Origin of the sequence: Rheinheimera baltica DSM 14885, assembly GCF_000425345.1 — a bacterium.
GTDB classification, from domain to species: domain Bacteria; phylum Pseudomonadota; class Gammaproteobacteria; order Enterobacterales; family Alteromonadaceae; genus Alishewanella; species Alishewanella baltica.
The window spans coordinates 24,588-38,510 of sequence record NZ_AUDG01000042.1 but is presented as its reverse complement, the minus strand read 5'-3'; the positions used below and the strand labels follow the sequence as shown (position 1 = coordinate 38,510).

The 13,923-nt window shown below is 47.2% G+C and carries 11 protein-coding genes and 1 pseudogene; 8 read left to right on the top strand and 4 right to left on the bottom strand.

Annotated features, from left to right (window positions below; translation table 11 throughout):
- The 5 genes and pseudogenes from H595_RS0113830 to yjjG form a co-directional block, all read left to right on the top strand.
- Positions 1-331, top strand: a pseudogene (locus H595_RS0113830) (hypothetical protein); the annotation flags it as partial.
- Positions 332-919 carry a dienelactone hydrolase family protein gene (locus H595_RS22395; RefSeq protein WP_084153597.1) on the top strand — a complete coding sequence of 196 codons (588 nt, stop codon included), beginning with the start codon at positions 332-334 and terminating at the stop codon, positions 917-919.
- Positions 920-1,036: 117 nt separating this feature from the next.
- Complete coding sequence (locus tag H595_RS0113820) at positions 1,037-1,942, top strand: Gfo/Idh/MocA family protein (RefSeq protein WP_027671745.1); 906 nt, start codon at positions 1,037-1,039, stop codon at positions 1,940-1,942.
- A 37-nt stretch (positions 1,943-1,979) separates the two neighbouring features.
- A complete protein-coding gene (locus H595_RS23520; RefSeq protein ID WP_027671744.1) occupies positions 1,980-2,723 on the top strand; it encodes a substrate-binding periplasmic protein in 744 nt (247 codons plus the stop codon).
- 70 nt (positions 2,724-2,793) lie between these two features.
- The gene (yjjG, locus tag H595_RS0113810; protein ID WP_027671743.1) at positions 2,794-3,468 is read left to right on the top strand and encodes a pyrimidine 5'-nucleotidase; all 675 of its coding nucleotides are present in this window, start codon (positions 2,794-2,796) and stop codon (positions 3,466-3,468) included.
- Positions 3,469-3,480: 12 nt separating this feature from the next.
- Here the strand turns inward: yjjG and H595_RS0113805 are convergent, their stop codons facing one another.
- Positions 3,481-4,362, bottom strand: coding sequence for an alpha/beta fold hydrolase (locus H595_RS0113805; protein WP_027671742.1), 882 nt, complete (start codon positions 4,360-4,362; stop codon positions 3,481-3,483).
- A gap of 164 nt (positions 4,363-4,526) precedes the next feature.
- Between H595_RS0113805 and H595_RS0113800 the strand changes: the two genes are divergently transcribed.
- Both H595_RS0113800 and H595_RS0113795 read left to right on the top strand, forming a co-directional pair.
- The gene (locus H595_RS0113800) at positions 4,527-5,600 is read left to right on the top strand and encodes a hypothetical protein (protein WP_027671741.1); all 1,074 of its coding nucleotides are present in this window, start codon (positions 4,527-4,529) and stop codon (positions 5,598-5,600) included.
- Positions 5,601-5,858: 258 nt separating this feature from the next.
- Complete coding sequence (locus H595_RS0113795) at positions 5,859-7,016, top strand: GGDEF domain-containing protein (RefSeq protein ID WP_027671740.1); 1,158 nt, start codon at positions 5,859-5,861, stop codon at positions 7,014-7,016.
- Positions 7,017-7,117: 101 nt separating this feature from the next.
- Here H595_RS0113795 and H595_RS0113790 read toward each other — a convergent pair whose 3' ends face one another.
- The 3 genes from H595_RS0113790 to ppnP all read right to left on the bottom strand — a co-directional run bounded on the left by H595_RS0113790 (position 7,118) and on the right by ppnP (position 11,142).
- On the bottom strand, positions 7,118-8,953 hold the full coding sequence (locus H595_RS0113790) for a M2 family metallopeptidase (RefSeq protein ID WP_027671739.1): 1,836 nt from the start codon (positions 8,951-8,953) through the stop codon (positions 7,118-7,120).
- A gap of 84 nt (positions 8,954-9,037) precedes the next feature.
- Positions 9,038-10,840 (bottom strand): ABCB family ABC transporter ATP-binding protein/permease, encoded by a 1,803-nt coding sequence (locus tag H595_RS0113785; protein WP_156885987.1) that lies wholly within the window; start codon positions 10,838-10,840, stop codon positions 9,038-9,040.
- A 20-nt stretch (positions 10,841-10,860) separates the two neighbouring features.
- Positions 10,861-11,142, bottom strand: a complete 282-nt coding sequence (gene ppnP / locus H595_RS0113780) for a pyrimidine/purine nucleoside phosphorylase (RefSeq protein ID WP_027671737.1) — start codon at positions 11,140-11,142, stop codon at positions 10,861-10,863.
- 256 nt (positions 11,143-11,398) lie between these two features.
- Between ppnP and H595_RS0113775 the strand changes: the two genes are divergently transcribed.
- Positions 11,399-13,918, top strand: coding sequence for an ExeM/NucH family extracellular endonuclease (locus tag H595_RS0113775; protein WP_027671736.1), 2,520 nt, complete (start codon positions 11,399-11,401; stop codon positions 13,916-13,918).
- Positions 13,919-13,923: the final 5 nt, after the last annotated feature.

Here is a 13,923-nt window from a genome sequence, read left to right as displayed (position 1 = left end):
GAGCTTCAGAGATATGAAAAGCACGCAGTTTGGCCTGGGATTCGAGAAAAACGGTAGTACAAAAATACACCGAATAAGCTTGTTACTGCTGCTGAGCAATTTAGCTTCATTAGTGCTGATATTACTGGGTGTTGGGCTGACCGTAGCCAATCAGCAACGCCGGTTCCAGGCAAACAGCTATCGGGATAAACGTGTCTTATCGTTTCATACCTTGGGGTTAAGAGCGGTGGCAAAGCAGGTAATGTTTACAACAACACAGTGGCGCAGTACCTTGCGCCACTGCAAACACTTGCTAGATACAACGAGTTACAACATTGAATGCGGGGGCTAAATTCGTGGGGATCCCTCAGGGTTAAACCCTTACATTGAAGATGTAGCCCGCCGCCTGGCTAAAGCCGGTTTTATCGCGTTTGCACCCGATGCATTGTGGTCGTTGGGGGGCTACCCGGGTAATGATGATGATGGCCGTACTATGCAGCGTAGTTTAGACGGTGAAAAAATTGCCGCAGATTTTACCGCGGCGGCCTTATGGCTAAAACAACTTGAGGCGGGCAGCGGTAAGTTAGGCGTGGTCGGTTTTTGTTTTGGTGGCGCGATGACAGGTCGCCTTGCAGCAGAGTTGCCAGATACCGTAAACGCTGCAGTACCCTTTTATGGCTCACCGCCACCGGCTGATGGCATTGCGAATATTAAAGCGCCAATGCTGGTACAGTTGGGAGAATTAGACGAGCGGGTAAATGCTATGTGGCCTGCGGCAGAAATATTACTACAGCAGCATAAAGTGCAATACAGCATTGAACGCTACACTAATTCTCATCATGGTTTTCATAACGACTCTACTGCTCGTTATAATGAAGCTATGGCCGAGCTGGCATGGCAAAAAACACTACAATTTTTTAACCGGCATTTACTCAGCTAACCATTTTACGTGATAACCTGCTCACTACATTTTACCTAACCAAGAGGCAAACAATGGCTGAGCAGTTTGGCCCACTTCAACAGTTACTAAACATGCAATTTAGCCGCTGGGTGTAGCATGAAAATAGCATTATTGGGCCTGGGTGATATTGCACAAAAAGCCTACTTGCCGTTACTGGCAAGTATGCCTGGCATTACGCCTGTACTTTGTACTCGAAATGAGACTGTTTTGCGGCAACTTATGCAGCAGTACCGTATTCGTGAAGGGTACACTGAGTTGTCTGCATTAATAGCGGCTCAGCCCGATGCGGTGATGATTCACAGCTCTACCAGCAGCCACTTTAGCATAGCCAGCGAACTGCTCAATGCGGGTATTCCGCTATTTATTGATAAGCCGCTGAGCTATCAGCTTTCGGAGTGTGAGCAGTTAATTAGCGCAGCCGAGCGGCGCAATATTTTGTTGTTTGTTGGCTTTAACAGGCGTTATGTGCCGCTGTATCAACAGCCTCTTGCCAACGTACCTTTACAGCTACATTACCAGAAGAACCGTTATCAGCAGCCAGCAGATCTTAGAACCTTTGTTTATGATGATTTTATTCATCTTTTAGACTTTGCCCATTATGCAACGGCGTTACATAATAAAGGCAATTTTACGCCAGTGGTGCACGGTCAGTTTGATAAAGATCAGTTGGCTTGTGTACAAGTAAATTGGCAGCTGGGTAGTACGTCAGTTTCGGTATCGATGAACCGCTTAGCAGGCCACAGTTTTGAACGGCTAGAGTATTTTTCCGCCAATCAGCATTGGCAAGTAGATAATTTGGTGCAGGGTATTCATAGCGCAGCTAACCAGCAGCAGCACCTTGCTGTGAATGACTGGCAAAGCACCATACACAAGCGCGGTTTTGTTGGCATGTTGGACGAGTTTATCCAGCAGGTAGAAAAGGGCGGTACTAACAAAGCCCAAAATAAAACGCTGCTTAGTAGCCATCAGCTATGTGAGTTTGTGGTGCAACAGTTAACGTAAAAAAACCTGTCACCTTTTTTTATAGGATGTTTATTATATGCTCGATAAGACAGCGATACTCTTGTTGCTGCCGCTGTGGTTGTTAAGCTTCTTAGCACAAGCTACCACTGTTAGGGTTGTAACCGAGTATCGTAGCTATTATCAGTTAAAGCAAGAAGATGGCCAGCTTGGGGGTTATGCCACGGAAGTGGTGCAGGCCATGTTTGCGTTAACAGGTGATACGCCAGCTTTTGAAGTAAACCCGTGGGGTCGCACGTTTTACGAGGCAGTGAATAACGACAATGTGTTAATTTACTCATTGTCATACAACCCGGAACGGGCGGCATTGTTTGATTGTGTTGCTGAGTTGGATAACGAACAGTTATTTTTCTGGGCGCTAAAAGGAAAAATAGAGCAGCCACTTCAGGCATTGCAGGACTTGCAGCCTTTTCATATTGCAGTGAGTATTTCGTCAAATCCAGATCAGTATTTAACTGCGCAGGGCATAAAAAGACTTTTGCGAACCTCAACAGCGGAGCATGCGCTAAGTATGTTGTATAAAGAGCGGGTAGATTTGGTAATAAGTGCCGAAAAATCGATATACCGGCGAACGAATCAATTAGGCTATGATGCAAACCAACTTGAAAAAGTGCTTCAGCTCAAAGAACTAAACCACCCATTATGTGCAGCTTTTAATCATCAGTCAGACCCAGCTCTACGTGAGCGCTATCGGCAGGCGTTTACCACGTTGCAGCAAAATGGCACTCTGGCAAAAATTAAACAACGTTGGCAGGTAGACTAGTACTTCAGTCACTGCAATAGCTTGGCTTAGCTGATAAACTGCCGCTTGCTGGTTTATTTTGGAGTAGCTTGTGCGCTATAAGTGGATTTTATTTGACGCCGATGAAACCTTGTTTCATTTTGATGCCTTTAAAGGCTTACAGCTGATGTTTTCCCGGCATCAGTATCAGTTTAGCGCTGAAGACTATGAATATTACCAGTCAATTAACCTGCCATTATGGCAGCAGTATCAACAGGGCGACATTAGCGCCCAGCAGCTACAAGTTAGCCGCTTCACACCCTGGGCACAAAAGCTAAACCACAGCGCCAATGCCCTAAATAGTGCTTTTATGCAGGCGATGGCGGATATTTGCACCACACTTCCTGGTGCCACAGAGCTTATTCGGGCGTTAAAAGGCCGTGCAAAGTTGGGTATTATTACCAATGGCTTTACCGAGCTACAGCAAATACGTTTAGCCCGTACTGGTTTTGCTGATGTCTTCTCAGCATTAGTGATTTCTGAGCAAGTAGGGGTAGCCAAACCCGATATCGGCATTTTTAATCATGCTTTTGCTTTAATGAACCACCCTCCTAAAAACCAGATTTTAATGGTGGGTGATAACCCCCATGCCGATATTAAAGGCGGTATCAACGCCGGTATTGACACCTGTTGGTTAAACCGTCACGGCGCTTCGCGCCCTGAAGGGATAATCCCGCACCATGAAGTCAGCTCGCTGGCGCAGCTACAGCAGTGGTTGCTCGGTTAATGCATTTTTTAGTTATCGGTTTAGATCCGCAAATAACAATGAAGCTGCTTTAGGCGTTAGCTTAGCGGAGTCATGGCCAATACCTGCGACCAGATGCACCTTAATATTTGCCTTCATATCATAGCGTGTGGCAAGGTCATTTACTGCTTCAGCCCAGCTATGTGCAAATTCTATCCGGTTACTGCCGATATGTGCTGCTCGTCTATCCTGAGCTTTGGTGTCCAGAGCGCCGATCACTATCTGCGTTTTATCAGCCGCTTTTGCGTAATTAAGCAGTTGCGGGCTGACGCGTTCATGCCGCACAACAGCACCACTGTCCCAACTAATTTTTTTATTAAGGCGCCCGGCACCGTAAGGCCAGGGCACGCGATCGTCCGGGTAAGAATAGCGGCCCGCTGCGCTAATAACGGCTTTGATAACACGTTCGGGGTGAGTAACTACGTAACGGGCAACAAACTGACCACCGGCAGAGTGGCCGTATAAGTAAAACTGGCTGGCGCCAGTTTGTGTTTTACTGCGATATTGTTCTACCAACTGATGCACAAAATCGTCAGCACCAATATATTTGCCAAACAAATTACGATACCCACCATAGCCTTGCGACAGGTTACCAAAGCGTTCGTTGTCAAAAGCTGGCGCAATAATAATTAAGCCATACTTTTCAGCATAGGGTATCCAGCGCTCGGTATAGATTTTTGCCTGTGCTGCTGCTTGTTGGTTTTTACCTAACATGCCATGCGCCAGCACCAAAATATTTTTCGCCGCAGCTTTGGGTAGATATAACTGGTAGTCACCCACCGCAGTGGTATGCAGCTGAACCTCTGCCAATGCAGGCAATGTTAGCAAGCAAACTGTTACCAACCACAGTAATAGTCGCTTTATGCTAATAATCATTTATTAATTTTCTCTGATATTTTATGCGGCGCATTGTCGCATTAAGTTCACACCGATTACCAATATTGACAACATTGATGTTTCATTCATGGTTTTATATTTGTGAGTTTAACCAAAGGGCGGTGTAAAGGCTAACGTCTGCATGGCCTGTTTTAGGAGACATAATGAAATTGCGTAATGTTCTACTGTGGTTACTGTGTTGGTTTGCACTAAGCGGCTGTAATAGCGATACCGCACCATTACAACCGCCTCCGGTTTCAACGCCGGAGCCGTTTGAATTTACTCATCAAGGTCTTAGTGGGCTAATCATTAAGCGGTTGTATCAGCAACAAGACAATATTCTGGCTTTAACCAACAACGGCTTATATCAACAGCAGCCACAGCAAAATAGCTGGCAGTTAATAGGGTTAGAAGGCTATGAGTTGCAAGATTTGGCTATGATTACCGACCAACATTGGTTGGCGGCGGTGAACCTGCAAAATGATACTGAATCTGCGGGAATTCATCTGCAAGAATCTTTTGACGCTGGTGACAGTTGGCTGGAGGTGTCGCGTCCTTTTGGCGAAAATGGCGAGCATGAAGGTATTTACGCTTTGCACTACGATCCGCTGCAACAACGTTTATACGCCACGGGGCATGGTGTGCTAGCCCAATCGGATAACTTAGGCATCAGTTGGCAAAAGCTTCAAGGTGACTGGAACATGTTGGCTCAACCCAACAGTGCATTAGCGTTAACGCCTGAACGCAGCCAGATCTGGTGGGGAGGGCAGGGCGCTATTGAAAATGGTGTCTTGTTCAGTTATCGGTTAGCCGATGGGCATACGCAAGCGTTTAGTGAGTTATTGCCCGATCCCAGCGTGTATTACAACGTGCGTTTTGCCAACAATGCTGTTTATGCCTGCGGCGAGGGCGGCATTGTTATGACCACAAACAACGGCGCCAGCTGGACAAGCCTGTTACCAGAGGCTAATCACCGATTTTACTTTGATGTGGCAATAGACCCTAATCGAAATGGTCGCTTGTACACCGCAGGATGGAACAAGAGCTTTAGCGAGCCGCAACCGCTTATTTTGCAATGGTCTGACGATGCTGGCCAAAGTTGGCAAAGCTTACAGTATCAAGGTATGGCAGATTTATTAGGCGGTGTGCGCAGTATGTTGCTGGTACAGCAGCAACAGCAGTCCTATTTATACCTGGGTTTGTATAAAGGCGGCATGATGAAAGTACGGTTAGAGTAAGTAGCGGCTATACGCCTCGCACCGTTAAAAAATAAAAAGCCTGCATGTAGCAGGTTTTTTACTTGGTTGTTTAAAGAATAGTTAAGTAGCTCCGCCGCGTTTTCATACCCAGCCTTAGTTCTCCCGGTTGAGTTGAATGCGAACCGTCAATGTTAAACGTACAATTACCCTTTCACCTCGTTTTTAACAATTGTCGATGCTGTTTTTTTGTGCTATTTTGCGGCGCTGTGAATTAAGGTACAAGCAGTCATAATAGTAATGGATGTGCTTACGCTAAGTATTGTAAACGCCTTTATTGCCGCCACCTTTGCGGCATTGTTGGTGTTGCAATATAAATCAGAACGTCAATTCCGTTATCAGCGATATTTTATATTAGCCGCCGTGCTAATGTTAGTTAATGCCCTTTTGAGCACGGTGAATGGCAGTATCACCAGTTTGCCTTATTGGCTGGTGCCTGCGTTATCTAATACCTGTAGTGTTGGTGCGCACTTGGCATTAGCCTGCGGCATTCACCGCCACTTGCAGTTATCCGCGAAAAGACAATGGCTATTGTTGTTGCTTATTCCCATTTATCTTATTCAACTAACAGATTTTGCCAGCAGTGCCACCGCTAACCGCATGCTATTTGCCATTCCCTTAGTCCTGGCATTTAACCTGTGGAGTATAAATATGCTTTGGCGTCAGCGGCACAGCGATCTGGGGCGGGTGTATTTAGCTTTTATTGCCACCTTTGCCTTTAATATTATTCAATTCACCTTACGCTCCACTTACATGCTGCTAGAGCATTTTCAAATTGTACATACACAGCAAAGTGCACTAATTCATAGCATTGGTTTTTTCAGTCTTACCGCCTTTGCCATTTTAATGATTGGCTGTGTCATCATGTTAAGCCATTCACAACAGCGGCTCGCATTACTTCATGTCTCTGAGCGTGACGCGTTAACAGGGCTGTTAAACCGCCGCTCGCTGCAAACAAGGCTAGTTGCTGAGCTTAACCGTGGACAGCGCAGCGGTACAACACTTAGCCTGCTGCTGTTTGACATTGACCACTTTAAACAAGTAAACGATCAGCACGGCCATAAAACCGGCGACCGCGCTATCATGCATGTCGTTGATATTGCCAGCGAACAGCTGCGTGACTATGACTTACTATTTCGCTACGGCGGTGAAGAATTCTTACTCTGCTTACCCGACACCGATGAAGCAACAGCAATACTTATTGCTGAGCGACTACGCAAGGCAGTTGCACACACTGCGATGGCTGTGGAACCAAACCTTAAAATGACCATCAGTATTGGTATTAGCAGTACGTCAACTTTTGCTGAGCCTGATGAACTAATAGAGCAAACAGATATCGCTCTTTACAATGCCAAACACACAGGCCGCAACAAGGTTGTGGTGTATCAGCAGCCTTAACACCTCTTTCGGTCTTTAAGTTGTACGGCCACCCTAAATGTTAATTGCTGTAAAAATAACAAGCCCGCTTTCGCGGGCTTGTTATTAATATAGCGGTTAGCTTACCAGCCGCATTGCTGGCCTTTGTTTTGCTCGTCTAAATAGGCTTGCAGCGGGGCGAAGTAGGCCAGAATGGCTGTGGCGTCCATTTCTGGTTTGCCGGTTACCACTTCCAGCGCTTGTTGCCAGCTTTGGCTTGAGCCCATTTCCAGCATTTGGTTTAGCTTAGCACCGGCTTCTTTACTGTTGTAAATAGAGCAGCGATGCACGGCGCCTTCATTTCCTGCGATATCGCATAGTGCCTTATGGAACTGGAACTGCAGAATGTGCGCTAAGAAATAACGGGTATAAGGCACGTTGCCCGGCACATGGTATTTTGCACCTGGGTCAAAGTCGGCTTCGCTACGAGCCACGGGTGCTGCAACACCTTGATATTTTTCCCGCAGTTGCCACCAGGCTTCGTTGTATTGCTCGGGGGCTATGTCGCCGTTAAACACTTTCCAGCGCCATTGATCAACCATTAAACCAAACGGCACAAAAGCAATTTTGTCCATGGCCATTTTCAGCAATAAGCCAATGTCTTTTGACTCGTCAGGTACGGTGTCCAGTAAACCAATTTGCTTTAAGTAGCCTGGCGTAACGGACAACGCAATAGTGTCGCCAATGGCTTCGTGAAAGCCGTCGTTGGCGCTTTCCTGAAAATACACTGGCTGGTCTTTATAGGCGCGCTGGTAGTAGTTGTGTCCCAGTTCATGGTGAATTACTGAAAACTCTTCACCAGTGCGCTGAATACACATTTTAATACGCAAATCGTCTTTGGCGTCTAAGTCCCAGGCTGATGCATGGCATTCAACATCGCGATCGGCTGGTTTTAAAAATAGCGAGCGCTGGTAAAACGTTTCGGGTAATGGGTCAAACCCCAGTGAGCTAAAAAACGCTTCAGCACCACGAACCATTTTGATTTCGTCGTAGTTGTGTTTTGCTAATAACTCAGTGACATCATAGCCTGGATCGGCGTCTTGCGGCGCCACCAGATCATAGATATTGCCCCAGCTTTGCGCCCACATATTCCCTAGCAGATGTGCCGGAATAGGCTTATCCAAAGCCACTTTGTCGGTACCATATTGTTCGGCTAATTTACTACGCACATGACAGTGTAAGGATTCATATAACGGTTTTACCTGCTCCCACACCCGGTCTAGCTCTTTAGCAAAGTCATCGGCGGGCATATCGTATTTTGAACGCCACATGGCACCTGTGTCAGCATAACCTAACTCTTTGGCACCTTCGTTGGTTAACGCAATTAACCGCTGATACAACGGGCGCATTGGTTTACTTATTTCGCGCCAGCCTTGCCACATTTCTAACTGTTCGTTGTAATCGCGGCTACTGGCCATAATGGCCGACATGTCGCCTAATGATAAGCAGCTGCCATCCGCTTTACAGTATTTGCCTTTGCCATACAGGCCTCCCAATTCGGCAACAAGCTTGGCCATTTCTGCTGTTTTAGCGGCATCTTGTGGTGCGGGTAAGGTTAAGGCTAATTTGAGTTTATCCAGTTTACGGCGACTGTCTTCAGACAGTGCCACCTGATCAAACTTTGCTGCTGCTGTAGCCAGGTTGACCATTTCTACAGTCAGCTTTTCATTAACATCTGCAGCCAGTGATGCCGTGTCTTCGGTAATAAAGTTAGCGTATATCCACTCGGCGCGGTTTGACTCTAAATACAGTTGCTCTAGTTTCTTCTCGGTATCAGCCAGAAAGGCTTCGGCATCGGCTTGCGTTAATTGTTTTTGCTCGGCTTTTACCGGTGCGGCTTGTTGCTGTGGGCTGCAGGCACTAAGCAATAGGGTAGAGGTGACAAAAAAAGCTGTGGCAGAGCGTTTAAATGGGGTCATAAGGCACCTTTAATTGGGCTTGTTATTATGGTTTTAGCCAACGCAGTATAAACAAGCACTGGCAGTAAGCGCCAGTGCAGCCTATTACTGTTGTTGCTTTTGCTGTAATTGCCACATACGGGCATACTCGCCGCCCGCCGCTAGCAACTCGTCGTGGCTACCTTGTTCTGCCAGCTGGCCGTGTTTTAGTACAATAATGTTGTCAGCGTCGGTAATGGTAGACAGCCGGTGCGCAATAACCACGCTGGTATGGTTGCGGGCAACTTCGCGCATTGCTTGCAATATAGCCTGCTCGGAAGCGGAATCCAGCGCCGAAGTGGCTTCGTCAAACAGCAGTATGGGTGAGCGTTTTAAAATAGCGCGGGCGATAGCAATACGCTGTTTCTCGCCACCGGACACTTTTAATCCGCGCTCACCTACCAAGGTGGCATCACCTTGCGGCAAGCTGGCAATAAAGTGCTGTAAGTGCGCCAGTGCAATGGCTTGGTCTATATCGGCTTCGCTGGCATCAGGGCGACCGTAGCGAATATTTTCGCGAATGCTGCTGTTAAACAAGACCGTATCTTGCGGCACTATAGCTATAGCACGGCGTAAGCTGTCCAGCGTTACGGTACTGATATCCTGCCCATCAATGCAAATACGGCCCGCACTAGTGGTGTAAAAGCGATATAGCAGACGGGCAATGGTGCTTTTGCCTGCGCCACTGGCACCAACAATAGCCACTTTGCTGCCCGCCGGCACGGTAAAGTTTAATTGCTGCAGTATGGGGCGTTCTGGTTGATACTGAAACGCAACTTGCTCAAAGCGTATTTCACCTTTAGTTAACTGCAAGGTGCTGGCACCTGCTGCATCCGTGATCTGTGGTTTACGCTTAAGTAATCCCAGCATGTTTTCTAAATCGGTTAGTGCACGACGTATTTCGCGGTAAACAAAGCCTAAAAAATTTAGCGGTAAAAACAGCTGGATCATGTAGGCATTGACCATAACCAAATCGCCGAGAGTTAGCTGTTTGTTTACTACCTCATCTGCAGCAAGCCACATTAAAGCGGTAATAGCGGCAGCAATAATAAGTGCCTGGCCCGAGTTTAGTGCCAGCAAGCTAAGCCGGTTTTTTAGTCTGGCCTGCTCCCATTTGGCTAAAAAGCTATCGTAGGTCTGAGCTTCGTATTGCTCGTTGTTAAAGTATTTTACTGTTTCGTAATTTAACAGGCTGTCAATTGCGCGGCTGTTTGTGGTGTTATCTGCCTGGTTGGCTTCGCGGGTATATTTATTGCGCCACTCGGTAATGATTACGGTAAAAAAGATATAGATACCAACTGCAAGAACAGTTACCAGCGAATACCAGGGCGAAAACAGCGTGGCAAAAATCAGCGCCACCGCCAGTATTTCAAACAGGGTGGGGGCGATATTAAACATTAAAAACCGCATTAGAAAACTCAGGCCATTGCTGCCTCGCTCAATATCGCGGCTAATGCCCCCGGTTTGGCGGTCTAAATGAAAGGCAAGTTCTAAACTGTGTAAATGCTGAAATACCCGCAGCCCAAGCTTGCGCATAGCATGCTCGGTAACCCGGCCAAACAGTGCGTCGCGAACTTCACCAAAAAACACGGTGGCAAAGCGCAAACCGCCGTAAAGTAATAACAGTGCAGCTGGCACAACAAGCAAGCTTTGCTGGCCACTGTCCAGGGCATCAACAATGTACTTAAGCGCCAGCGGCATCAGTAGCACAGCAGCCTTGGCCGCAATAAGTGCCAGCAATGCCAGCAATACGCGGTATTTAAACTGCCATAAGTACGGCCATAGCATGGCCAACGTCTGTTTTAGATTAACGGCTTCCGGCCTTTTGGCGGGTTCTGGTTGCTTTGCTGCAGAGCGCATACCGCGCATGGTGGTTCCTTAATACAACATCAGGCATAGGTGCAAAGGTACGCGGTATCTACAGCAACCTGTAACTGAAACTTCACATTAGCTGGTACTTCAAACTGTTGGCCGCGACTGAAGGTTTGCCAGCCGTTAGCGCCAGGTAGTAATACCGTTAAAGCGCCGCTAACAACAGTCATCACTTCATGCTGGCTGGTGCCAAATTCATATTCGCCCGGGGCCATGACACCCACTGTCGCAGGGAGTTGCTCACCGGCAAAAGCGATCGACGCTACGTTGCCATCAAAATATTGGTTTACTTTAAACATGTGGTACTCCTGATAATAGAACGACGTACAGTAAACCTTATCTTGCAGCCAGATGGAAGTGAGTAGCAGACATTCGGATTGCTTTATGGCTGATTATTTCACAGATTGACGTAAAAACATTTATTAAAGTTTGTGTAAAAATTACTGGCGCTTATTCGTAAAAAAATACTTGCAATAATTTGCTCAAAGTTAATAAATCTGCCATAAAAGCGCTTTATATTTGCTTGTCCTTAACGATAATAACCAGGGAGTTAAAATGAAAATCAGGGCGCTATCAGCAACCATCGCCATGTTATTAGCACCGGCCGTCCACGCCGATTTATTTATTTCTGAATATATAGAAGGTTCCGGCAACAACAAAGCACTGGAACTTTATAATCCGACAGCTGAAGCGATCTCACTTAGTGGGTATGCGATAAAAGTTTACTTCAACGGCAGTGCTAATGTTGGTACAACAATAAACCTTGCTGGTACTGTGCAGCCTGGCAGTACCTTTGTTTATGCATCAAGCAGTGCCTCTGCTGAACTTGTCGCATTGGCAGATCAAACATCGGGCAACAGCTTGTGGAATGGTGATGATGCCATTACGCTGGAAAATGGCAGTGTTGTTATTGATTCAATTGGTCAGATTGGTGTTGATCCGGGTTCAGCCTGGGGGAGTGGCGATACGACAACGGCGAATGATACTTTGCGCCGTACTGGTGTCCTTTATGACAGCAATACCACAGACAGTTTCGACCCAGCTACACAGTGGGCGGGTTTCACGCAGGATGATTTTAGCGATATTGGTCTGTTTAACGGTGAAGGCAGTGACCCGGTTGATCCTGAGCCGGATCCCGATCCGGTATTAACTTGTGGCGAGCCGGCAACGGCTATTTCAGTTATTCAAGGTGCCGGTGATGCCAGTCCGTTGGTTGGACAGACAGTGCAGGTTGAGGCCGTGGTTACACAAACGTCGCCTGGCCTACGAGGCTACAATATTCAAGCCGTTGGTGTTGAGCAAGATAACGACCCTGCCACCTCTGAGGGCGTGTTTGTATATGCGAATAGTGCAAACCTGGGTGTAAGCACTGGTCAGCGTGTAAGGTTGCAGGCGACTGTTGCTGAATTTAATGGCCATACTCAGCTAACCAATATTACTGCCAGCCAGGATTGCGGCAGCAGCGAATTACCATCTGCAACACCATTGGCACTGCCTGTTACTACGATAGCCGAGTTGGAGGCTGTAGAAGGGATGTTGGTACGTTTTGCGCAGACCTTAACGGTAAATGATACCTATACTCTTGGACGATTTGGTGAGCTGACGTTATCTAACGGCAGGCGTTACACGCCAACTCAGGTTGTTAGCCCGGGGGCAGAAGCTATTGCTCTGGCGGCGGCGCATGAATTAAACAAGATTGTGTTAGATGATGCCAACACAAGTCAGAATCCGGCGACAGTGCCTTATCCAGTAGGTGGTTTAGCTGCGACAAACTCGGTACGTAGCGGTGATACTGTAATTAACCTGACCGGTACCGTGCACTACGGTTTTAGTCAGTACCGCATTATGCCAACGCAAACGCCAGACTTTATTCAGAGTAATCCGCGCACTGCTGCGCCAGAGTTGTCAGCGGCAGGTAATGTTAAAGTCGCAAGCTTCAACGTGTTGAATTATTTTAATGGTAACGGCGCAGGCGGCGGTTTCCCTACTGCACGTGGCGCAGACAGTGCCGCTGAGTTTGAGCGCCAGCGGGCGAAAATTGTGTCAGCCTTGGCGGCCTTGGATGCCAGCGTTATCGGTTTGATGGAAATAGAAAATGATGGCTATGCAGCAACATCAGCCATTGCTGATCTGGTGAATGGCCTACGCGAGGCATCAGGTAATAACAATTGGCAGTTTATCAACGCCGGTGGCCCGGTTGGTTCTGATCAAATTACAGTTGGCTTAATCTACCGCAGTGATCTGGTGACGCCAGCTGCTGAGTTGATGATATTGGATTCTTCTAACTCAGCAGTTGATGCACAGGGGGTTGCGCTATTTGACGATAACCGTAACCGACCAATGTTGGCGCAGCGTTTCCGTGAGTTGGAAACTGACGCAGAATTTGCCGTCATGGTAAACCATTTAAAATCGAAGGGCTCAGCATGTGGCGCTGGCGATAGCGATAACGGAGATGGTCAGGGTAACTGCAATATTAGCCGAAGCCGAGCAGCCGAAGCTATTGGTACTTTTGCAGCCCAGCAGTTTACTGATATTCCAGCCTTGGTTATCGGTGATCTGAATGCCTACGCCAAAGAAGACCCGATCACTACTTTAGCGCAGGCGGGTTATAAAAATGTGTTTGAAGTCCTGGGTAAAGTACCAAGTCATGGCTACGTGTTCTTCGGTTTATCAGGCTCACTGGATCATGCCTTGCTAAACGACAAGGCGATACAGTACCTGGTTGATGCAACCAAATGGAATATTAACGCAGATGAGCCAATAGCACTGGATTACAATGTTGAGTTTAAGACTCCGCAGCAACAATTGGATTACTTCGCAGGTGACGCTTATCGTTCATCAGATCATGACCCGGTAGTGGTTGCTTTACAACTTCCGGCCAGTTACCAAGCAGCTGATCTTGATCAAAATGGTGCAATTGATCAGCGTGATATTAGATTGTTTCAACAGATACTCAGACAAGGTGGTGCTTTGTCATTAAGTCTGGATTTTAATGGCGATGCTGTCGTGGATCAGCGTGATGTACGCGCTATGACTGCGCTTTGTGATTTGCCACGTTGCGTAAGCCCACAATAATTTAA